This is a genomic window from Nonomuraea angiospora, assembly GCF_014873145.1.
Classification (GTDB): Bacteria; Actinomycetota; Actinomycetes; order Streptosporangiales; family Streptosporangiaceae; genus Nonomuraea; species Nonomuraea angiospora.
Genome location: NZ_JADBEK010000001.1, coordinates 11,535,323 through 11,557,386, shown reverse-complemented (window position 1 = coordinate 11,557,386; position 22,064 = coordinate 11,535,323). Strand labels below are relative to the sequence as shown.

Below are 22,064 nucleotides of genomic sequence, written 5' to 3'. Positions count from 1 at the left end.
CTCTACTGGGAAGATGACGGAGACCGCGTACACGACCCTGCACGGCGCCGGGGTCGGCGAGAGCGCGCGGCGGCCCGACGCGACGCTGAAGGTGACCGGCGAGTTCGCCTACGCCTCCGACCTGTGGCTGGACGGCATGGTGTGGGGCGCGACGCTGCGCAGCCCGCACCCGTCGGCCTGGATCCGGTCGATCGACGTGGGGCCCGCGCTGAAGATCCCGGGCGTGCTGACCGTGCTGACGCACGAGGACGTGCCGGGCGAGAAGTTCTACGGGCTCGACCACAAGGACCAGCCGGTGCTGGCCATCGACCAGGTCCGCTACCAGGGCGAGCCGGTGGCGGTGGTGGCCGCCGACCACCCCGAGACCGCGCGCAGGGCGGCGGCGGCCATCGTGGTCGAGTACGAGGTGCGCGAGGCCGTGACCGACCCCCGCCGGTCCCGGCGTTTCGTGCGGCACCAGCCGGTGCGGCGGGGCGGCACGTTCGAGGCCGAGGTCGTGGTCACCGGCGAGTACGAGGTCGGCATGCAGGACCAGGCATTCCTCGGCCCCGAGTCCGGCCTGGCGGTCCCGGCCGAGGACGGCGGCGTCGACCTCTACATCGCCACCCAGTGGCTGCACGTGGACCGCGACCAGCTCGCCCCCTGCCTCGGCCTGCCCCCGGACAAGGTGCGCCTGACGCTGTCCGGCGTCGGCGGCGCGTTCGGCGCCCGCGAGGACCTGTCGATGCAGGTCCACGCCTGCATGCTGGCGCTGCGCCTGAACCGGCCCGTGAAGATCGTGTACGGCCGGGAGGAGTCGTTCTTCGGCCACGTGCACCGCCACCCGGCCCGGATGCGCTACGAGCACGGCGCGACCCGCGACGGCAAGCTGGTCTACGTCAAGGCCGACATCCTGCTGGACGGCGGCGCGTACTGCTCCTCCTCCCCCGCCGTGGTCGGCAACGCCGCGTCGCTGGGCGTGGGCCCGTACGAGGTGGAGAACGTGCAGGTGGACGCCACCGGCGTCTACACCAACAACCCGCCCTGCGGCGCGATGCGCGGCTTCGGCGCGGTCCAGGCGTGTTACGCGTACGAGTCGCAGATGGACCGGCTGGCCGAGGCGTGCGGCCTGTCGCCCGTGGAGATCCGCGTGCGCAACGCCGTCTCCCAGGGCTCCCACCTCATCACCGGCCAGGTGATCGACTCCCCGGCCCCGCTCGCCGAGATGCTGCGCGACCTGGAGGCGATGCCGCTACCGTCGGCGGCCCCGAGTGACCTGCGGTCGATGCCCGGGGGCGTGTCCCAGACCACGCACGGCGAGTCGGTGCGGCGCGGCGTCGGCTACGGCGTCGGCATCAAGAACATCTGCTTCTCCGAGGGCTTCGACGACTACTCCACGGCCCGGGTCCGCGCCGAGCTGGTGGGCGGCGAGCCGCACGTCACCGTCCACACGGCCGCCGCCGAGGTGGGCCAGGGCCTGGTGACGATCCAGGCCCAGATCGCCCGCACCGAGCTGGGCATCGCGAACGTGACCGTGGCCACCGCCGACACCTCCGTCGGCTCGGCCGGCTCGTCGTCGGCCTCGCGCCAGTCGTACGTGACCGGCGGGGCGGTGCAGGCCGCCTGCGAGGCGGTGCGCAAGCGCTTCAACGGGCTGCCGCCGGAGGAGGCGCTGGAGAAGTACGGGCCGATCGAGGAGACGCGCGAGTACCGGCACCGCCCCACGTACCCGATGGATCCGATCACCGGGCAGGGCGACTCGCACACCCAGCTCGCCCTGTGCGTGCACCGGGCCGTCGTGGACGTGGACGTGGAGCTGGGCCTGGTCAAGGTGGTCGAGCTGGCGGCCGTCCAGGACGTGGGCCGCGTCCTGAACCCGCAGGCCCTGGAGGGCCAGATCCACGGCGGGTCGGCGCAGGGGCTCGGGCTGGCGCTCATGGAGGAGATCCAGATCCGCGACGGCCGGGTGCTGAACCCGTCGTTCACGGACTACCTCATCCCCACGATCCTCGACATGCCGCCGATGCGGATGAAGATCCTGGAAAACGCGGATCCGGCGGCGCCGTACGGGCTGCGCGGCGCGGGCGAGCCCCCGACGCTCTCCTCCACCCCCGCCGTCGCCGCCGCCGTGCGGGCCGCGACCGGGCTGCGGTTGACTCGGGTTCCGATTAGGCCAGAAGATATCGCGTTGTTTGATGACGGATCGACAATGGGGGTATCCGATGGCAAGCGCTCGTGAAGCGGCCGAGGCGGAGTTCCGGCGCTTCGACACCGACGGCGACGGCCTGCTGACGGCCGACGAGATCCGCCGGGCCAACGAGGCGCTGGGCGGGCAGGGCGCGTCCGAGGGCGAGATCGAGGCGTTCATCAAGTCGGCCGACAGCGACGGCGACGGGACGATCGGGCTGGAGGAGTTCATGGGGCTCGTGGGTCACGGGCGCCACGAGAAGGCGTGATCTCCGCGCCCTCCGGGTAGCTATGCGCCATCCCCCTTGATCATGCGAAGGGGGATGGCGGGTGCTCGACCGTTTCTTCGAGCTCACCGGGCGGGGGACGACGGTCGGCCGCGAGGTGCGTGGCGGGGTCACCACGTTCGTGGCCATGGCCTACATCATCCTGCTCAACCCGATCATCCTGGCCGGCGCCACGGACGTCACGGGCGCCCGGCTCTCCGTCGCCCAGCTCACCACCTCCACCGCGCTCGCCGCGGCCGTCTCCACGCTGCTGATGGCCGTCGTCGGCAACGCGCCCTTCGGCCTGGCCGCCGGGCTCGGCCTCAACGCGGTGGTCGCCTACCAGGCCGCCCCGCACATGACGTGGGCCCAGGCCATGGGCCTGGTGGTGCTGGAGGGCTTCGTCATCATCGTGCTGGCCGTGACGGGCCTGCGCACGCTGATCATGAACGCCATCCCGCTCGCGCTCAAACACGCCATCAGCGTGGGCATCGGGCTGTTCATCGCCCTGATCGGCCTGGTGGACGCCGGGTTCGTGACGCGGGGCACGGGCACGCCCGTGCAGCTCGGCGCCACGGGCCACCTCATAGGCTGGCCGGTCGTCGTGTTCTGCTTCGGCCTGCTCCTGATGATCGTGCTGTTCGTACGCAGGACCCCGGCCGCGATCCTGATCAGCATCGTCCTGACGGCGGCCCTGGCCATCCTGGTCAACTCGGTCGCCAAGGTCCCGCCTGGGACGTGGGGCGTGGTGACGCCGCACGTGCCGGAGCGCCTGGTCGCGGCGCCGGATTTCGGGCTGGTGGGCGCGTTCGACCTGTTCGGCGGGTTCGGCAGGGCGGGGGCGCTGACGGCGGCCGTGGTGCTGTTCACGCTGGTGCTGTCGGGGTTCTTCGACGCGATGGGCACGATCATCGGCGTGAGCGACGAGGCCGGGATGGTGGACGAGCAGGGCCAGGTGCCCCGGCTGGGCCGCGTCCTGACCGTGGACGGCGTGGCGGCCATGATCGGCGGCTCGGTGAGCTCCTCGGCGAACACCGTCTTCGTCGAGTCCGCCGCGGGCGTCGGCGAGGGCGCGCGGACCGGCCTGGCCAGCGTGATGACCGGGGCGCTGCTGGGGCTGACGCTGCTGTTCACGCCGCTGGCCACGGTGGTGCCCGCCGCCGCTGCCGCGCCCGCGCTGGTGCTGGTCGGGGCGCTGATGATGACGCAGAGCAGGAACGTGCCCTGGGACCAGCTGGACGTGGCCATCCCGGCGTTCCTGACGATCGCCTTCATGCCGTTCACCTATTCGATCACGAATGGGGTGGGCGCGGGCGTGATCGCCTACACCCTCGTCAAGGCCGCCAGAGGGCGCTTCTCCGAGATCCCGTGGCTGCTCTGGATCGTCTCGCTGATCTTCGTGGCCTACTTCGCGATCGACTGGCTGGAGGAGCTGTTCGGTTAGCGGATGTCGCCGCTGTTGCAGGCCACGCCGTTGCCGTCGACGTCCACGTACCAGGAGTATTCCTCGTGGGTGCCCTTGAAGTAGGGGCCGTCCCCGGCTGCCACGGCCTCCTTGCAACCGGCGTAGCGCTTGTCGGGGGTGCGCCGGGGGCCCGAGGCGGGGCTCGTGCCGCCGGGGTTGCCATTTCCCGTGGTGCCCGTGGTGCCCGGGTTGGCGGGGTTGGTGGCGGTGCCTGGGGTGGTGTTCTGCTGGCCCGGAGGGCTCTGGTTCTGCTGCGGGGTGCCGCCGGGCTGCTGCGGCTGCGAGGATGGGTCCGTGGGCGGTGGGGACGTGCCCGGCGTGGACGCGCCCGGCGTGGCGCCCAGCAGGCGGGTCACCAGCGCGTCGGCCTCCTCCTTCTCGAAGCCCGAGATGCTCATGCTGTCGCCGTCCATGTACTGGGTGACGACGGGCGCGGCCAGCACGACCTTGGGCGCGTCAGGCTGCGCGGGGGCCAGCACGATGGCCACCTGCCGCTGATCGGGCACCAGCTCGTCGATGAGCTGCACGAGGCGCTCCTTGAAGCGCGGGGCGATCGCGATGCGCACGGAGTATTGGCCGTCCTTCTCGCGCACCGGCTCGATCCGCTGCACGGCGTCGACGGTGACGCCGTCCTCCAGGAGGTAGCAGTTCTTCTGCTCCTCGTCGAGCACGGCCTCCGCGCCGGGGCACGGCGCGGCCTTGGCCTCCCGGACGGGGGCGAAGTGGATGGGCACGGCGAGCTGCTGCGCCGGCGCGGCACCCAGGAGCGGCATGTCGGGATTTTTGGTCATCAGGACGGCGATCGAGCCGACCACTCCCGCGACCAGCACGACGAGCACGAGCGAGACGATCAGCAAGATGGTGGTGGCCTTGCTGGCCTTCGGCTCCCCGGGGTCCGCGGGTGGCGGCTCTTCCGGCTTGTCCATCTATGGCGATCCCATCCTGACGTTCGGACTGCCGGTGAGCCTATCGAGGTACGGCGGCACCAGGGTAATCAGCCCGATAATCCTCACCTTTTCGGGGCAGAGAGGAAGAACGGAGGCGTAAGCGCGCAAGAGCGAGAAGAGTTCGCCCATGAAAGTCGGTGTTCCGAAAGAGCTCAAGAACAGCGAATATCGGGTGGCCCTTACCCCGGCCGGAGTACACGAATTCGTCCGCCACGGCCATCGGGTCCTCGTGGAACAGGGGGCGGGCGTCGGCTCCGCGATCCCCGACGACGACTTCGCGGCGGCGGGGGCCGTCATGGTCGCGGACGCCGACGAGGTCTGGTCGGCCGCCGACATGGTCATGAAGGTGAAGGAGCCGGTGCCGGAGGAGTACCACCGGCTGCGCAAGGGGCAGGTGCTGTTCACGTACCTGCACCTGGCCGCGTCCAGGCCCTGCACGCGGGCCCTGCTCGACTCCGGCACCACCGCCGTGGCCTACGAGACCGTCCAGACGGCCGACCGGGCGCTGCCCCTGCTCGCGCCCATGTCCGAGGTGGCGGGCAGGCTGGCGCCGCAGGTGGGCGCGTACCACCTGATGCGCTCGGGAGGCGGCAGGGGCGTGCTGATGGGGGGCGTCTCCGGCGTGCGCGCGGCGGAGGTCGTGGTCATCGGAGCCGGCGTGTCCGGCATGAACGCCGCCGCCATCGCCCTCGGCATGCAGGCGGAGGTGCTGCTGCTCGACAACAACATCGACAAGCTGCGCCAGGCCGACCTGATCTACCAGGGCCACTGCCAGACCGTCGCCTCCAACACGCTGGAGATCGAGCAGGCGGTGCTGGAGGCCGACCTGGTCATCGGCGCGGTGCTGGTGCCCGGCGCCAAGGCGCCGACCCTGGTGAGCAACGACCTGGTGAGCAGGATGAAGCCGGGCTCGGTGCTGGTGGACATCGCGATCGACCAGGGCGGCTGTTTCGAGGACTCCCGGCCGACCACGCACGAGCGGCCCACGTACCGGGTGCACGACTCGATCTTCTACTGCGTGGCCAACATGCCCGGCGCGGTGCCGCACACCTCGACGTTCGCGCTGACGAACGTGACGCTGCCGTACGCGCTGGCCATCGCCGACCTGGGCTGGCAGCGGGCCATGCGCGAGGACCCGGCGCTCGCGCTGGGCCTGAGCACCCACGACGGCCACCTGACCAGCCGTCCGGTGGCCGAGGCGCACGGTCTGGAGTGGACGCCCGCCGAACACGCGCTTTCTTGAGCCTTCTGTCCATCACATCCCGTGCGAGTTACGCTAAGTAGCGCTAGGCTACTTAGAGTAACTGATCGGAGTCATGATGGCGCAGAAGAGCAGCTTCCGCGAGAGCGCGGAGCGCAACTTCAAGGACTTGGACGCCGACGGCGACGGCTTCCTGACCCGATACGACTACCTGGCGCTGGCCCAGCGGCGGCTGGAGCAGACCGGCGTGCGCGCGGACGCGCCCGAGGCCGAGGCGGTCGTCAACGCCTTCCTCAACGCCTGGGACACCCACGCCAGGGCCCTCGACACCGACCGCGACGGGAAGATCAGCAAGGAGGAGTACGTCACGTCCTTCGAGTCGCTGGTACGCACGGGAGCGCTCGAAGCCGTGCTCGCGCCGATCACCCGGGCCACCTTCGCGGTCGCCGACCGCGACGGCGACGGCTGGATCACCATGGAGGACTTCCGCACGGTCTGGAACCGCGCGGACACCGACCTCGCCGCGGCCTTCTCGCGGGTGGACGCCGACGGCGACGGCCGCATCTCCTTCGAGGAATACTCCCGCGCCCGCCAGGGCCTCCTCATCGACGGGGTGTGAGACCCCCGTCACGGGCGTCGGCCGGAGTGCCCACACCCACGAGGGGGCGGCCACCCCATCAAAGGGGCCGCCGAAGGGGCCACACCCACCCGCCCCTCCGGCCTACGGCGGCCGCTCCTCGCTCCGGCCGATGCCCACCGGCCGCGCCGGCTACTTCTGCGACTGGCTGGGCGACGGCGAGATGGTCTCCATCGGCGGCTGCTGCTGGTTGCCCGTCGGCTCGGGCGGCAGCGGCGACTGGTCCGCCGTCGTCGTGATGGCGTCCCCGCCCCCGCACGTCGCGCCGGGCTCCGGCGTGTCCTTCCCGTTCTGGAACTTCTTGATGAACGCCCCCAGCTTGGGGTCGGCGGGGTCGTTCAGCTTGAGCTGGTGCCCCCACGACGACGCGACCACCGGCGCGGGCAGGTTGGGGTACGGGCTGACCAGCATGTAGTCCTGCTGGCCCGTGGACGTCGCCACTTCCTTCAGCTTGTCGATCTGCGCCTTGGGCAGGTCGGGCCGGTAGGTGATCCAGACGGCCCCGTGCTCCAGGGAGTGCACGGCGTGCTCGTTGTGGATGGGCTTGTCGTAGATCGAGCACGCCTGCCAGTAGTTGTTGTGCTGACCGCCCACCGGCGGGGTCTCCTTGTAGGTGACCGCGTTCCACACGTGCTGCCCGGCCTCGTACTTGTAGTTGGCCACGGCGTCCAGCGAGTTCTCTCTGGCCTGCTTGACCAGGTAGAAGCCGACCACGCCGACGAGCACCACGATGATCAGACCGCCCGTCCCCCACATGAGCAGCGCGGCGCGGCGTTGTTTGCGCTTCTGCTCGGCCCGCATCTTCGCAAGATGCTCGCGCCTCGCCTGCGCCTTCTCCTTCGTCATCGTTCCTCCATCGGCGTACCAACTCCGGTCACCCTATTGCCTCCCGGCGTATGCGGAGAATAAGGCGCTTATAAGCGTCCGATCACGACGCCATCGATGGGTACGCTGGACGGGCCATGGAAAAACCCGTGAGTAGACCCATCCTGATCGCCTGCGGCGTGCTCGTGCTCGCCCTGGCCGCATTTTTCCTGTTCGGCCGTGACGGCACGCCCGGCGACACCTCGCCCGAGGCCGGATTCGCCCGCGACATGGCCACGCACCACGCCCAGGCCGTCGACATGTCCTTCATCGTCAGGGACAAGGGCCCGGCCAAGGAGATCAGAAACCTGGCCTTCGACATCATCAACACCCAGGCCAACCAGCGCGGCATGTTCCTGGGCTGGCTGCAGCAGTGGGGTCTCGACCCGGCGACCGACCAGAAGCCGATGGCCTGGATGAGCGGCCACGGCCACGGCGGCGCCGCCGCAGCCACGCCCGGCTCCATGCCCGGCATGGCCACGCCGCAGGAGCTGACCCAGCTCAAGGAGGCGCAGGGCACGCAGGCCGAGGTGCTGTTCCTGCAGCTGATGATCCGCCACCACGAGGGAGGCGTGCAGATGGCCGAGGGGCTGCTCAAGCTGTCCACGCGCGCCGAGGTCGTCAGCATGGCGCAGAAGATCGTCCAGGGGCAGAGCGGGGAGATCAAGCTCATGACGGAGCTGCTCAAGCAGCGGGGCGCGCAACCCTACCCGTCCATCCTCAAGCCTCAGTAGCGCCATGGACGCCGACGCCGTCGTGGTGGGCTCCGGGCCCAACGGGCTCGTCGCCGCCGTCACGCTGGCCCGCGCCGGGCGCAGGGTGCTGCTGCTGGAGGCCGCCGACCGCTTCGGCGGCGGGCTGCGCTCCGGCGAGCTGACGCTGCCGGGCCGGGTGCACGACCTGTGCGCGACCGTGATGGCGATGGCCGTGGCGTCTCCCGCGCTCCGGGCGCTGGACCTTCCGGGCGTGGAGTTCGTCCATCCCCCGGTGCCCGTGGCCCATCCGCTCGACGGCCGTCCTGCCGCGCTCGTGCACCGCGACGCCCACCGCACCGCCCAGGGCCTGGGCCGCGACGCGGGCGCGTGGCTGGCGACCGTGGGCGCGGCGGCCCGCGCCGGGCTCCCGCTGGTGGACCTGCTTCTCAAGCCGCTCGGCCCGTGGCGGGCGACGGGGCCGCGCACGTTCGCGCAGGCGGCCAGGTTCGGGCTCGCGGCGGCCCTGCCCGCCACGACGTTCGCCCGGCGGGCGTTCAGGACCATGGAGGGGCGGGCGCTCATCGCGGGCATGGCCGCCCACTCCGTACGCGACCTGCGCGCGCCCATCACCGCCGGATACGGGCTGATGCTGGCCTCCCTGGCCCACCTGGCGGGCTGGCCGCTGGTGCGGGGCGGGTCGCAGGTGCTGGCCGACGCGCTGGTGGCCGAGCTCAGGTCGCTGGGCGGGGAGGCGGTCACCGGCCACCGCGTGCGCCGGCTCTCGGAGCTGTCCGCGCCGACGGTGGTGCTGGACGTCTCGCCCCGGCAGTTCCTCGCGATGGCGGACCTGCCGGCGGGCTACCGGCGGCGGCTCGCCCGCTTCCGGTACGGCCCCGGCGTCTTCAAGATGGACTGGGCCCTGGACGGGCCGGTGCCGTGGCGCGACCCGGCGGTGGCGGACGCGGGCACGGTGCACCTGGGCGGGACGCTGGAGGAGATCGCGCTCAGCGAGGCGGAGACGAGCGCCGGGCGGCACTCGCCCCGGCCGTACGTGCTGGCGGTCCAGCCGTACGCGGCGGACCCGACGAGGGGCGGGCACACCTTCTGGGCGTACTGCCACGTGCCCGCCGGCTCGACGGTGGACATGACCGACGCCATCGAGAGCCAGATCGAGCGGTACGCGCCCGGCTTCCGCGACCGCGTCCTGGCCCGCCACACGATGGGCCCCGCCGACCTGGAGGCCGCCAACCCCAACCTGGTGGGCGGCGACATCACCGGCGGCCTCACCAGCCTGGTCCAGTTCCTGCGCCGCCCCGTCTGGTCCCCGGCGCCGTGGCGCACCCCGCTGCCGGGCGTCTTCCTGTGCTCGGCCTCCACCCCGCCCGGCCCGTCGGTGCACGGGGTGGGCGGCTGGCAGGCGGCCCGCCTCGCCCTGCGGTCCGCCCCCAGCAAGCCCTGACGGCCGCCCTACGCGCGCATCTCGTCGGCCAGGGCGGCGGCGAAGGCGTCCACGTCGGCCTCCGTCGTGTCGAAGGCGCACATCCACCGCACCTCGCCCGTCGCCTCGTTCCACGTGTAGAACCGGAACCGCTTGGCCAGCCGCTCCGTCACGTCCCGGGGCAGGATCGCGAAGACCGCGTTCGCCTCCACCGGCCGGGTCAGCCGCACCCCCGGGATGCCGCTGACAGCCTCGGCCAGGCGCCGACCCATGGCGTTGGCCTGGCGGGCGTTGCGCAGCCACAGGTCCCCCGACAGCAGCGCCTCGAACTGCGCCGACACGAAGCGCATCTTCGACGACAGCTGCATGAACGTCTTACGGAGGTAGTCGACCCCGGTCGCGGCGGCGGGATTGAGGACGACGACCGCCTCCCCGTACAGCAGCCCGATCTTGGTGCCGCCGAAGGAGAGCACATCCACCCCCGCGTCCGTCGTGAGGGCCCGCAGCGGGACGTCGAGGGCGGCGGCGGCGTTGGTGAGGCGGGAGCCGTCGAGGTGGACGAGCAGCCCCAGGTCATGCGCGTGCGAGCAGATCGCCGCGATCTCGTCGGCCGTGTAGAGGGTGCCGAGCTCGGTGGTGTTGGAGATGGACACCACGCGCGGCTGCGCCCGGTGCACGTCGCCGAACCCCCACGCCTGCCGGTCGATCAGCTCCGGCGTGAGCTTGCCGTCGGGCGTGGGCACGGTGAGCAGCTTGATGCCGCCCGCCACCTCGGGCGCCCCGCCCTCGTCGGTGTTGATGTGGGCGCTCTCCGCGCAGATGACCGCCTCCCAGTGGGCGGTCATCGAGCGGAGGGAGACGACGTTCGCGGCCGTGCCGTTGAAGACCGGCCAGGCCTGCGCCCGCTCGCCGAAGTGCCGCTTGAAGACCTCCCCCATGGCCTCGGTGTAGACGTCCTCGCCGTAGGCGGTCTGGTGGCCGCCGTTGGCGGCGGCGATGGCCTGGAGGATTTCGGGGTGTACCCCGGCGTAGTTGTCGCTGGCGAACGCCTTGAGCCGGGGGTCGTGCCGGGAAGTCACGCAGTAAGGTCCAATCGGGTGCCGTTGACCTCGGCGGCGGGGCGGTCGTAGAGGCCGCCGATGGCCGCCGCGAGGTCGTGTACGTCGGTGAAGCCGGCGAACTTCGCGTCGGGCTTCTCGGCCCGCATGGCGTCGTTCACCAGGGCCTTGACCACCAGGATGGTGGCCGCGCTGCCGGTGCCGGAGAGCGCGTCGGCCAGGGAGAGCGTCCACGCCTCGGCCGCCGCCTTGGCCGCCGCGTAGGCGGCGCCCCCGGCGGAGGGCCGCTCGGCCGCCTTGGCCGAGACGATCACGAAGCGGCCGTTGTCGCTGTCGCGCAGCAGCGGCTCGAAGGCCAGCGACACGTTCTGGAGCGTGCGGATCAACAGGTCGTGCAGGAGGTCCCAGTCGTCGAGGCTGGTCTCGGCGAACGAGCCGGCGCCGCGCCAGCCGCCGACCAGGTGCACCACGCCGTCCACGCGGCCGTGGTCACGCTCGATCCAGTCGGCCAGGCCCTGTACGGCGGTGCGGTCGAGCAGGTCGACGTCCTCTTTGTCGACCGCGATCACCGTATGGCCATTTTTCCGGAAATATTCGGAAACGGCCTCCCCGGTCGGCCCCCCAGCACCCGTAACCAGAATGATCATGCGCGAAGTCCCTTAGTCGATTCGACCACTTCGCCCAGCTTACGGCGCAGTGCCTCGTAGAACATGCTCAGCGGGAACTCGTCCGCCAGCACCGCGTCCACCTTGGCCTTCTGCTCCTCCGGCAGCGCCTGGACCCCCTTGGCCCAGGTGGAGCCGGGGTGCGGCGCCACGTACGCGCTCACCAGCTCGTACGCCGCCAGCCAGTGCGCCAGCTTGGACCGGTCGATGCTGTCGCGGTACAGCTTCTCGACCTCGCCCCGCAGGTCGGCGACCCCGTCCGCGACCCGCTCCCAGTCGATCGTGAGCCGGTTGTCCGTCCAGCGCACGATGTCGTTGCGGTGCAGGTACGCGAAGAGCAGCTGCCCGCCGAGCCCGTCGTAGTTCCGCACCCGCTCCCCGGTGATCGGGAACCTGAACAGCCGGTCGAACAGGATCGCCACCTGCACGTACCGCGCGTGCGGCACGCCCCGCGCCTCCAGCTTGACGGCCTCGCCGAACGCGGTCAGGTCGCAGCGCAGCTCCTCCAGCGAGTACAGCCAGTACGGCATCCGCTGCTTGATCATGAACGGGTCGAACGGCAGGTCGCCGTGGCTGTGGGTGCGGTCGTGGACCAGGTCCCAGAGCACGAACGTGTCCTGCGCGAGCCGCTGCGAGGCCAGCAGCCTGGCCGCGTCCGGCGGCAGGTCGAGCTTGAGCGTCTCGGCGGCGGCCTGCGACACCCGCCTGAACCTGGCGGCCTCCCGGTCGGCGAAGATCCCGCCCCAGGTGAAGCGCGCCGGAGCCTGCCGCACCGCGACCGTCTCGGGGAAGAGCACGGCGGAGTGGGTGTCGTAGCCGGAGGTGAAGTCCTCGAACGCGATCGGCACGAACATCGGGTTGTCGTAGCCGCCCGCCTCCAGCTCGGCCAGCCAGTCCGGCCAGATCGTCCGGATCCAGACGGCCTCCAGGTTGCGGGCGGGGTTGCCGTTCTGGGTGTACATGGGGAAGAGCACGACGTGCTCCAGCCCGTCCTCGCGCTGGGTGTCGGGGTGGAACAGGTCGAGCGAGTCGAGGAAGTCGGGCACGCCGAGGTCCTGGCCGGCCCACTTCGCCAGGTCGTCCCGGACGGCCTGGAGGTATGCGGCGTCATGCGGGAAATATGGCGATATTTCGCCCAGGCGTGTCCCGATCTCGGCCACCAGCGCCTTCGCCCGCTCCTTCTCCTCCGGCACCGAGCCGTCCTTGACCTGCAGCGGCCGCAGCTCCTCGACGGCCGCCTTGAGCCGGGCGAACCCGGCCGCCTTGGCCTCGTCGCGCGACCCGGTGGCGGCGCCGGCGTCCGGGACGCGAGCGGCCCAGGTGACCACGTTGCCCCAGAGGCGCCGGTGGTCGTAGTCCTCGATGGAGTCGTCGCCGAAGAGGTCGGAGTCGGCGAAGGCGACCACGCGCCCCTTGCCGTACCGGACGGCGGCGGCCAGCGGCGCGCCCGCCGGGTCGGCGGTCGGCGAGGTCGCGAACAGCACCTCGCCCGCGCCCTCACTGGAGACCGTGAGGACGCCGGTGCGGTAGAAGCAGGCCGTGCGGACGCCGGCGAGCAGGCCGGAGGTGGTCGCGGGCTCGGCCAGCACCCAGGTGGCCACGTCCCGGTGCGCGTGCCTCGGGTCGCGCACGGTGGTGTGCGCGACGCCCACGCCGAACCGCCCGAGCAGCTCGCGCAGGTTGTTGCCGTACTTGTCCTGCTCCTCCTCGGCCAGCACCACCAGCCCGCCGCCGCCGGCGACGAAGGACTCGATCGCGTCCAGCTCGTCGGCGGTGAAGAGGGGGCTGCCCTGCCCGATGGTACGTTCCCACCGCTCTCCCGACGGGTGCGCGATCACCAGGACGTCCTGCTCGGCGAGCGTCTCGGGCGTGAGCGCGCCGGAGGTGTGGGCGCCGACCGTGTGGCCCAGGTGCCGCAGCAGCCCGGCCGCGCGGGCGTAGCTGTTGTCGTCGGGATGGGCGGGGTTGATGGCCTCGGCCACCTCGCGCCGGACGGTCCACGACTCGCTGTGGGCCTCGTCGAACAGCACCCGAGGGAACGCTTGCATGAAATATCTCCTGTATCTACCGCCTTCTGACGGAAAATATACACATGACACCCCATGTCCCGCCAAACCCTCAGGCGGCGCCCGGCCTGACCACCCCGGTCTCGTACGCGAACACCACGGCCTGCGCGCGGTCCCGGAGCGACAGCTTCATCAGCACCCGCGCCACGTGCGTCTTGACCGTGGCCTCCCCCACGTACAGCTCCCCGGCGATCTCGGCGTTGGTGAGGCCGCGCGCCAGCAGCCGCAGCACCTCCAGCTCGCGCGGCGTCAGCTCGGCCAGCCGGGGCGAGGGCGTCGGCTCGGCCCGCCCCGCGAACGTGGCGATCACCCGGCTCGTCACGGCCGGGTCGAGCAGCGCGTCACCGGCGTGCACGACCCTGATCGCCTCCAGGAGCTGCTCCGGCGGCGACACCTTCAGCAGGAACCCGCTGGTGCCGGCGCGCAGCGCGGCGTAGAGGTTCTCGTCGGTGTCGAACGTGGTCAGCGTGATGACCTTGGGCGGCGACGGGTCGTCCAGCAGCTCCTTGGCCGCGGCCAGCCCGTCGAGCCGGGGCATCGAGATGTCCATGAGCACGATGTCCGGCCGCGTACGCCTGACCACGGCGACGGCCTCACGCCCGTCGGACGCCTCGCCGACCACCTCCATGCCGGGGTCGCTGTCGACGACCATGCGCAGCCCGGCCCTGACCATCGCCTGATCGTCGGCGATGACTATGCGAATGCCCACAAGCCGGAGGGTAGACGCCGCGCCCCCACCTTGAACACCGCCAGAACACCCAGGCCAAGCCGCACGCAAGTGAGTCACAAGTCACGACACGTGGACGCTCTGCCGGATGCGGGTCTGGGTGGCGTCGTCGCACGTGGTCTTGGCGCAGAAGTACATCACGAGCATGGTCTTGGGCCGGCGGTCGATCACGTAGCTGACGAATCCCAGCCTGGTCCCGGTCGCGGGGTCGTGCAGGGAGCCGTCGAAGCGGGTGGCGGGGCTGGAGCCGGCCTGGTCCGGCACGGGCTTGCCGACGTCGACCTGGCCGGGCAGCAGGGCCTCCATCTTGGCCTTCATCTGCTCGGAGCTGCCGCCGGCGTCGAGGGTGTCGGAGACCTGGACGTAGACGCCCGAGGCGGAGTCGGGGTCGTCCTCGACGACCTGGGTGATCGCCGACCAGTCCGCGCCGGGGCCGGCCACGAACAGGGACTCGAACTCCTGGGCGTGCGGCGAGACCACCGCGAACAGGTCCTGGTGGGTGCGCACGGTCCAGTCGCCCGGGTACTCGAAGGTGAGCGGCGCGGCGGCGCTGGTCTTGTAGCGGGACCAGGTGTCGCCTTGGTGGTTCATGATGATCATGGCGACGAGCGCGAGAGCCGCGGCGGCGGCGACCAGCGTAGTGGCCACGATCGGGACGCGTCCTGGGCGCTTCTTGGGGGCGGTCGGATGCGTGGGCGGCGAGGGGGCCCGGTCCGACCCGATCGGCGCGAACGAGGACCCCAGCACGGGTGCGGGGTGCGGGCCGGAGCCGGGGCCGGTCGGGGGGCTGCTCTGGGGGCCGGTCGCGGGTCCCGCCGTCGGTCCCGTCGTCTGTCCCGGGACGGGCGCGGGGTACGGCGCCGGGTGCGGCCCCGAGTGGGGGCCCGAGTGGGGACCCGAGTGGGGACCCTGGCGGGGCACGAGGTGGGGCCCGCCGGCGGGGCCGCTCATGAGATCGGGCTGATGCCCGCTGATCGCGTCACGCAGCGCGGTCACGAACTCCGTACAGGTGGCGTAGCGCTGCTCGGGCGCCTTGGCCAGCGCCCGCATCATCACGGCGTCGATCTGCGCGGGCAGGTCGGGCCTGAGCTGCGACAGCGGCGTCGGCTGCTCGGCGAGGTGGGCCCAGAGCAGCGCGATGTCGTTCTCGCGCTGGAACGGCAGCCGCGCCGAGAGCCCCTCGTAGACCACGCAGGCCAGCGCGTACTGGTCGGCGCGGCCGTCGATGTGCTCCTTGTTGATCTGCTCGGGCGACATATAACGGGGCGTGCCGATGAACTGGTCGGTCTGGGTCAGCCCGGAGATCGACGAGCGGTGCTTGGTGATGCCGAAGTCGGTGAGGTAGACGTGGTCGCCGGCCAGCAGGATGTTGGCCGGTTTGACGTCGCGGTGGATCAGGTCGTGCGCGTGCGCGGCGTCGAGGGCGGCGGCGACCTGGGCGAAGATCTGGTTCGCCTGGCCGATCGGCAGCGGTCCGCGGTCGTAGATGAGCCGGCGCAGGTCGAGCCCGTCGACGTAGCGCATGGCGATGTAGAGGACGCCGTCGGCGTCGGCGTTGGCCTCGTAGATCGGGATGATGTTGGGGTGCTCGATGCTGGCGACCGTTCGGGACTCCAGGATGAACCGCTGCCTGAACCGGTCGTCGACGCTGAGCACCGGGTTGAGGATCTTCAGCGCCACCCGGCGGCTCAACCTGGGGTCGAGCGCAAGGTAGACCACGGCCATGCCGCCCTTGCCGACGATGTCCTCGATGTAGTACCCGGCCACCTCCTGGCCGATGAGCGATCTTTCGTTCAATGGCATCACGTCTCGATGGGGTGGCCGCAGTAGCCGCAGAAGCGATGCGCGGGCCCGAGTCGCATGCCGCACGAGGTGCAGTACTTGACCGCCGGGTTCGGCGCGGTCATCACCTGCTGTTGTTGCTGGGGGACCATGGGGAACGCCTGCGACCGCCGTACGACCACGGTCTGGCCGGCCGCGTCGTCGAGCGGTGGCGCGGTCGCCGCCAGTGGCTCTGGCGGCTCTGTCACCTTTTCAGGAGCACGGCGGCGCCACAGCAGATACGCCCCGCCGGCGGCGGCCATGAAGAGGATTCCGGCCGCCACGATGAACGGCCACAGCGGGGTCGAGCGGGTGGTGGTGGCCGCCACCTGTTTCGTGCCCTGGTCCTCCGGCCCGCCCCGTTTCTCCAGCGAGGTCTTCAGCAGCTTGGCGGCCACCACGTTGCCCGGATAGAGCTCCAGCACGCGCTGGAAGCCGGGCGCCGCCTCCGTGTAGTACTTGGTGTGATAGCGGGTCAGCGCCGCCTCGAACGCCGTGTCGATCGCGCCTCTGCGCGGCACCACCTTGGCGGCGGCCAGGATGCCGTTGATCTCCCTGATGCCGATCATCTTGCCTTCTTTGCCACCGCCCACCAGCAGGCCGATGACGTGGCCGTTCTTGTCGCCGATCACGGGGGCGCCGATGAGTCCCTGGTCGGCCAGGCCGCCCAGCTTGACCGGCTCGTCCACCTTCTTCTCCGGGTCGGCGAACGGCCTGCCGGCGTCACCGCCCGCGCCGCCCGCACCGCCCTTGCCGAGGTGGGCGATCTCGACGGTCTCCAGGACCTTCGGGCCCGGCCGGCCGAGGAAGCCCGCCACGTTGGTGGGCGCACCCTCCTGCGCGGGCACCTGGTCGGCGAGCGGCGCGGTGGGCATGCCGACGCCTCCGGTCACGGGGGTGACCGGCACCAGCACGGCGGGGCTGTCGGGCGTCGGGCCGGCCTTGATGCACTTGACCTTGATGCCGCCGGGGCTCGGCGGCGACACGTTGGGGTAGGCCGTGATCTCGGTGGTCACGTTGATGATGCAGGTGGCGGTGTCGGTCTTCGGCGGGTAGCACTCCTGCAGGTGGTGGTTGAGCAGGTCGTCCTTGAGCTTGTGCTTGTCGTAGTCGAGGGGGATCTTCACCTTGTGGTGCTCGGCGAAGACCTTGTTCGCGGCGTAGATCGCGACGTCGTTGGGGTTCACGGCCAGGCGTCTGAGCGCGATGATGGCGCCGTCGGGGTTGACGACGGTCCCGGTGCCCGTGGCGAACGGGATGTCGTAGGACCGCTCCACATGTTTGAGCTCGCCGATGTGGTCGAGCAGGGTGATCTCCACATGGGACACGGCTTCCACCCGCACCACGGCGGGGGTCACCAGGTCGGTGATCCCGCTCGGGTGCTCGTGAGCCGCGACCGGCATCGCGATCAGCACCAGTGCCGCCGCGACGCCACCGGCAAGAGCTGTGAGGCGCGCCATCTCCGCTCCCAACGCAGGTCTAGGACCAGGGTCCCAAGCACATGCTGTAAGTCAATAGACCGCCACGTAGACAAGCGCTTGCTAGGGGGAATAACGTACCCGGGTGGACTACACGATCGGCGTAGATGTCGGTGGCACCTTCACCGATGTGGTCCTTGGAGGCACGTCCGGCGCGGTTGCCGTGGCCAAATGTTTGAGCACCCACTACGACCCCATCGCGGGCATCGTGGCCGGCGTTACGCGCGCCCTCGGCGACCGCGACCCGGCGCAGGTCAGGCGGGTCGTCCACGCGACGACGCTGGCCACCAACGCGGTGCTCGAACGCAAGGGGGTCCGGGTCGCCTTCGTCACGACCCAGGGCTTCCGCGCCGCCGTCCCGCTCGGGCGCTACGCGCGGGTCGAGGAGGACCGCTACGACCTGCGCTTCTCGCCGCCGCCCCCGCCGGTGGCCGCGGGCGACTGCTTCGAGGTGGTGGAACGCGTCTCGGCGCGCGGCGCGGTGCTGACGCCGCTGGACCTCGATTCGGTACGCCGGGCCGCCGCGGCGATCACGGCCCGCGGCATCACGTCGGCGGCGGTCTGCCTGCTGCACGCGTACGCCAACCCGGCCCATGAGCGGCAGGTCGCCGAGCTCCTGCGCGAGTCGATCCCGGACGTGGTGACGTCGTCGGAGATCTGGCCGGAGATCCGCGAGTACGAGCGCGCCACCACCACCATCATGTCCGCATATATCGGTCCATTGATGGCGTCGTACCTTTCGCAGCTCCGGGAGCGGCTGGCCGAGATCGGGATCCGCGCGCCCGTCCACGTCATGGAGTCGAGCGGCGGCGTGATCTCCGCCGAGCTGGCCGCCCGGCGCGCGGTGGCCACGATCGAGTCGGGCCCGGCGGCGGGGGTGCTGGCGGCGGCCGGGACCGGGTTCCCGGACGTGATCTCGTTCGACATGGGCGGGACCACCGCCAAGGCGTGCGTCGTGCGTGGCGGGGCGCCCGAGATCACGAACGAGTTCCACGTCGGCGGCAAGGGCAGCTTCGGCGGCCGGCGGGCGGGCACCGGCGTGCCCATCAAGACCCCGGCCATCGACCTGGCGGAGGTGGGGGCGGGCGGAGGCAGCGTCGCCTGGCTCGACGCGGCCGGCGCGCTCCGCGTCGGCCCGCACTCGGCGGGCTCCTCCCCCGGGCCCGCCTGTTACGGCCTGGGCGGCTCCGAACCCACCGTCACGGACGCGAACCTGGTCCTCGGCTACCTCTCCTCCGCCTCCCTCCCCCTGACCCCGGACCTGGCCGCCAAGGCCCTCGACCGGCTGGCCTCGCCGCTCGGGGGCTCCCGGGAGGAGGCCGCGTACGCCGTGCACGAGATCGTCTGCGCCTCGATGGCGTCGGCGGTGCACGTGGTGACGGTGCAGCGCGGCATCGACCCGCGCGGCTTCGCCCTGGTCGCCTTCGGCGGCGCCGGGCCCATGCACGCGGCCCGGGTCGCCGAGCGCTTCGGGATCGGGACGGTGGTGGTGCCCGCGCACTGCGGCGTCGCCTCGGCGGCCGGACTCCTCACCGGCGCCCTGTCCACCGACCGCGTCCTGTCCCGCCTGGACGCCCCCGACCCCTCCGCCGTCTTCACCGCCCTGACCGCCGACGCCGCCGCCGACCTGGGCGTCTCCCCTTCGGATCCCGGGGTGCTGGTGTCACGGTCGGTGGACGTCCGCTTCAAGGGCCAGTCCCACGACCTGACCGTCGAGTGGACGCCTTCGCACGAGGTGCTGGCGTCCCGCTTCTTCGCACGGTACGAGGAGGTGTACGGGATCGCGCAACGGGGCGAGATCGAACTGGTCAGCTACCGCATCCGCCTCACCGCCCCCACCACACCGCCGGACGCCGACTCCACCGCACCGCCCGGCACACCCCCCGCCACGCCCACCGCCCCCGACGCGAGCGCCCCCGTTTCCCGCCCCAGCCCCGGCCCGGAGGACACCACGCCCTCCTCCGACCCGCACCAGCACTTCGGCGCCGGTGCGGCGGGAGGCGGTACGGCGGAGCCCGGCGCAACGCGTGCGGCGGTCGGGAGCGGAACGGCACCGAGCGGGGCGGCCCGGGACGGGGCGGCAGCGGCCGTGCCCCGGGGGAGGCGGGTGTACTTCCCGGAGGCCGGAGGGTACGCCGACGTCCCCGTCCACACCAGGGACACCATGGCCGGCGCCCCGCTCCCCGGCCCCGCGATCATCGAGGACGCCGAGTCCACGATCGTCGTCCCGCCCGGCTGGACCGCCACCCTCGCCGAGACCCGCGCCGTCCACCTCACCAGGAGCACGACATGCCAGACCTCCTGACCGCCGAGGTGCTCAGGAACGCGCTCGTCGTGGCGGCGGAAGAGGCCAGCATCGTGGTGGTCCGCTCCGCGTACTCGACGTTCATCGTGGAGGGCTCCGACGCCTCGGCCGCCGTCCTCGACGCCCGGGGCCGCCTGATCGCCCAGTCCATGGCCACCACCCTCATGAACAGCATGGCGCTCAAGGTGGCGCTCCCCGAGCTCCTCAAGGACATCCCCCCGGACCGGATGAGCCCGGGCGAGGTGTACGTGCTCAACGACGCCTACCGGGGCGGCGTGCACACCAACGACCTGCTCGTCTACCGCCCGGTCTTCGTCGGCGGCACTCCGGCGTACTTCACCGCCACCATGATCCACGTCTCCGACCTGGGCGGCCTCTCGGCGGGCGGCATGGCCCCGCTGGCGACGGACATCTTCCTGGAGGGCCTCCAACTCCCCCCGGTGCGCCTGGCCACCGAGGAGGGCCTGGATCCGACGGTGGAGGCCATCCTGCGGGCCAACAGCCGTACCCCCGACAAGGTCATGGGCGACGTGCGGGCCCTGGTGGCCGGGACGGCGGTGGCCGCCGCCCGGCTGGAGACCCTGGTCGGCGAGTACGGCGCGGACGGCCTGAGCGCGGGCGTCGACGACTACCTGGACTACACCGAGGCCAGGACGCGCGCGGCGCTCGCCGAGCTGCCGGCGGGCCGGTTCGAGGCGGCCTACCCGATCGACGATGACGGCATAAATCCCGAAAAATCGCATGAAATCCGGGTCGCCGTCACCCTCGGCGACGAACGAGCCGTGCTGGACTTCGCCGGCACCGGCCCGCAGGTCCCCGCCGCGATCAACGCCTCCGCCTCGCAGTCCCTCGCCGCCGCCGTCTTCGCCGTCCGCTGCTTCCTCGACCCCACGATCCCCATGAACGACGGCTGCCTGCGCGCCATCGACGTACGCCTCCCCGAGGGCTCCCTGCTCAACGCCCGCTCCCCCTACCCGTGCGGCGGCCGGTACGTCCCGATCTACGCCGCCATGGAGGCCGTCTTCCAGGCCATGTCCGACGCCGTCCCCGAGCGTGCCATCGCGCCCAGCGGGATCCTGCAGCCGTTCTCGATCGCCGCCGTCGGGGCGCCGTACTGGATCCACCTCTCCTACGACTTCGGCGGCGTGGGCGCCCGCCGGGGCCTGGACGGCCCGGACGCCACGGGCGTGCACTTCGGCATCGGCCGCAACTCGGTGCCGCAGGCGGAGCCGGTGGAGAGCCGCTGCCCGCTGATCGTCGAGTCCGTCGAGACCATCCCGGACTCGGGCGGCCCCGGCCGCTTCCGCGGCGGGCTGGGCTCGCGCACGGTCTACCGTTTCCTAGCCGACTGCCACGTCACCACCCGCGGCGACCGCCTCCGCCTCCCGCCCCCGGGCCGTGACGGCGGGCAGCCGGGGCGGCTGGGCGGCTTCTTCAAGCGCCACCTGGACGGGACGGTGGAACGGCTGGCGTCCAAGGTCAACAATGTACGGTTCGCGGCCGGGGAGGCGTTCATCGTGGAGACGACGGGCGGCGCCGGCCTCGGCCCACCGTCCGAACGCGACCCGGAGGCGATCCTGGCCGACCTCGAGGCTGGGCGCGTCACGGCCCGAGGAGCAGCCGAGGATTACGGGTTCCAGCTGCGGAGGCGCATCAACTCGGCGGGGTCGAAACTCACAGGGAAGGGCGACGACAAGGCGACCGTGGTTCCTGCCTTGTAGGCCACAGGTCCTGCGTAGGTGCGACCATCGAGCTCGTAGAGGTAGACCGTCGGCCCCTCCATGGGCTCGACGCGCCAGTAGAGGGGGATACCCGCCTCTGCGTATGCCGCCACTTTGGTTGCTCTGTCATGGGCCTTGCTGCTCGGGCTGACCACCTCCACGGCCAAGAGTAGGTCGCTGGGTGCGTACATGAGATCAACCGCCTCAGACACCTGCTCGGGCACGACGACAAGGTCGGGGATGTAGAAATCCTCGTTGCTCGGGCTGACATTGACGGTTGTCAAGCACTCCAGCTCAGGCGGTGCCGCAGCTTGGAGTATGGTCAGCAACCGGGTGATGACCCGCTGGTGCCTGGGGGTGGGGGCAGGGCTCACTACTAGGCTCCCGTTGAAGAGCTCGTAACGGTTCCCGTCGTCGGGGAACTTGAACAGGTCGTCGACAGTGAACGGCGCGACAGGAAATGCGCCCGCCGTCGGGTCGATCGTCGCCATTGCGGTCACCCACCAAGTATCGGGAACCTTGCCCTCGCCCACATGCTACTTGC

The 22,064-nt window shown here is 71.4% G+C and carries 18 protein-coding genes; 9 read left to right on the top strand and 9 right to left on the bottom strand.

Annotation, left to right across the window (positions count from 1 at the left end; translation table 11 throughout):
- Window positions 1-13: 13 nt before the first annotated feature.
- From H4W80_RS52980 to H4W80_RS52970, 3 genes are all read left to right on the top strand, one after another.
- The gene (locus H4W80_RS52980) at window positions 14-2,218 is read left to right on the top strand and encodes a molybdopterin cofactor-binding domain-containing protein (protein ID WP_192791997.1); all 2,205 of its coding nucleotides are present in this window, start codon (window positions 14-16) and stop codon (window positions 2,216-2,218) included.
- Complete coding sequence (locus tag H4W80_RS52975) at window positions 2,202-2,435, top strand: EF-hand domain-containing protein (RefSeq protein WP_192791996.1); 234 nt, start codon at window positions 2,202-2,204, stop codon at window positions 2,433-2,435. Before H4W80_RS52980 ends, H4W80_RS52975 begins: the two co-directional genes overlap by 17 nt.
- 61 nt (window positions 2,436-2,496) lie before the next feature.
- Window positions 2,497-3,876 carry an NCS2 family permease gene (locus H4W80_RS52970; protein WP_192791995.1) on the top strand — a complete coding sequence of 460 codons (1,380 nt, stop codon included), beginning with the start codon at window positions 2,497-2,499 and terminating at the stop codon, window positions 3,874-3,876.
- On the opposite strand, the gene H4W80_RS52965 is transcribed toward H4W80_RS52970, so the two are convergent.
- Window positions 3,873-4,823 carry an excalibur calcium-binding domain-containing protein gene (locus H4W80_RS52965; protein WP_192791994.1) on the bottom strand — a complete coding sequence of 317 codons (951 nt, stop codon included), beginning with the start codon at window positions 4,821-4,823 and terminating at the stop codon, window positions 3,873-3,875. The genes H4W80_RS52970 and H4W80_RS52965 overlap by 4 nt on opposite strands.
- Before the next feature lie 148 nt (window positions 4,824-4,971).
- Between H4W80_RS52965 and ald the strand changes: the two genes are divergently transcribed.
- Together ald and H4W80_RS52955 are read left to right on the top strand one after the other, a co-directional pair.
- Window positions 4,972-6,087, top strand: coding sequence for an alanine dehydrogenase (gene ald / locus H4W80_RS52960; RefSeq protein WP_192791993.1), 1,116 nt, complete (start codon window positions 4,972-4,974; stop codon window positions 6,085-6,087).
- 73 nt (window positions 6,088-6,160) lie between these two features.
- Window positions 6,161-6,664, top strand: coding sequence for an EF-hand domain-containing protein (locus H4W80_RS52955; RefSeq protein ID WP_192791992.1), 504 nt, complete (start codon window positions 6,161-6,163; stop codon window positions 6,662-6,664).
- Between the two features lie 150 nt (window positions 6,665-6,814).
- Here H4W80_RS52955 and H4W80_RS52950 read toward each other — a convergent pair whose 3' ends face one another.
- Window positions 6,815-7,528, bottom strand: coding sequence for a DUF3105 domain-containing protein (locus H4W80_RS52950; RefSeq protein WP_192791991.1), 714 nt, complete (start codon window positions 7,526-7,528; stop codon window positions 6,815-6,817).
- A 128-nt stretch (window positions 7,529-7,656) separates the two neighbouring features.
- On the opposite strand from H4W80_RS52950, the gene H4W80_RS52945 reads away from it, so the two are divergent.
- Both H4W80_RS52945 and H4W80_RS52940 read left to right on the top strand, forming a co-directional pair.
- Window positions 7,657-8,280, top strand: coding sequence for a DUF305 domain-containing protein (locus H4W80_RS52945; protein ID WP_318787489.1), 624 nt, complete (start codon window positions 7,657-7,659; stop codon window positions 8,278-8,280).
- Between the two features lie 4 nt (window positions 8,281-8,284).
- A complete protein-coding gene (locus H4W80_RS52940) occupies window positions 8,285-9,700 on the top strand; it encodes a phytoene desaturase family protein (RefSeq protein WP_192791989.1) in 1,416 nt (471 codons plus the stop codon).
- 8 nt (window positions 9,701-9,708) lie between these two features.
- Here H4W80_RS52940 and H4W80_RS52935 read toward each other — a convergent pair whose 3' ends face one another.
- From H4W80_RS52935 to H4W80_RS52910, 6 genes are all read right to left on the bottom strand, one after another.
- The gene (locus tag H4W80_RS52935) at window positions 9,709-10,758 is read right to left on the bottom strand and encodes a threonine aldolase family protein (protein WP_192791988.1); all 1,050 of its coding nucleotides are present in this window, start codon (window positions 10,756-10,758) and stop codon (window positions 9,709-9,711) included.
- Entirely contained in the window at window positions 10,755-11,384 is a 630-nt protein-coding gene (locus H4W80_RS52930) for an SDR family NAD(P)-dependent oxidoreductase (protein ID WP_192791987.1), read from the bottom strand. The genes H4W80_RS52935 and H4W80_RS52930 overlap by 4 nt, the downstream gene beginning before the upstream one ends.
- The gene (locus H4W80_RS52925; RefSeq protein ID WP_192791986.1) at window positions 11,381-13,450 is read right to left on the bottom strand and encodes a DUF6421 family protein; all 2,070 of its coding nucleotides are present in this window, start codon (window positions 13,448-13,450) and stop codon (window positions 11,381-11,383) included. The genes H4W80_RS52930 and H4W80_RS52925 overlap by 4 nt, the downstream gene beginning before the upstream one ends.
- 70 nt (window positions 13,451-13,520) lie before the next feature.
- Complete coding sequence (locus tag H4W80_RS52920) at window positions 13,521-14,177, bottom strand: response regulator (RefSeq protein WP_185072735.1); 657 nt, start codon at window positions 14,175-14,177, stop codon at window positions 13,521-13,523.
- 81 nt (window positions 14,178-14,258) lie between these two features.
- Complete coding sequence (locus H4W80_RS52915) at window positions 14,259-15,998, bottom strand: serine/threonine protein kinase (RefSeq protein ID WP_192791985.1); 1,740 nt, start codon at window positions 15,996-15,998, stop codon at window positions 14,259-14,261.
- A complete protein-coding gene (locus H4W80_RS52910; protein ID WP_192791984.1) occupies window positions 15,998-17,476 on the bottom strand; it encodes a zinc ribbon domain-containing protein in 1,479 nt (492 codons plus the stop codon). The genes H4W80_RS52915 and H4W80_RS52910 overlap by 1 nt, the downstream gene beginning before the upstream one ends.
- Before the next feature lie 103 nt (window positions 17,477-17,579).
- Here H4W80_RS52910 and H4W80_RS52905 point away from each other — a divergent pair, with 103 nt between their 5' ends.
- Both H4W80_RS52905 and H4W80_RS52900 read left to right on the top strand, forming a co-directional pair.
- Window positions 17,580-19,799: a hydantoinase/oxoprolinase family protein gene (locus H4W80_RS52905; RefSeq protein ID WP_192791983.1), complete on the top strand. Its 2,220-nt coding sequence runs from the start codon at window positions 17,580-17,582 to the stop codon at window positions 19,797-19,799.
- The gene (locus tag H4W80_RS52900) at window positions 19,784-21,520 is read left to right on the top strand and encodes a hydantoinase B/oxoprolinase family protein (RefSeq protein WP_192791982.1); all 1,737 of its coding nucleotides are present in this window, start codon (window positions 19,784-19,786) and stop codon (window positions 21,518-21,520) included. The genes H4W80_RS52905 and H4W80_RS52900 overlap by 16 nt, the downstream gene beginning before the upstream one ends.
- On the opposite strand, the gene H4W80_RS52895 is transcribed toward H4W80_RS52900, so the two are convergent.
- Window positions 21,427-22,011, bottom strand: a complete 585-nt coding sequence (locus tag H4W80_RS52895) for a Uma2 family endonuclease (protein ID WP_192791981.1) — start codon at window positions 22,009-22,011, stop codon at window positions 21,427-21,429. The two genes, H4W80_RS52900 and H4W80_RS52895, sit on opposite strands and share 94 nt — an antisense overlap.
- Window positions 22,012-22,064: the final 53 nt, after the last annotated feature.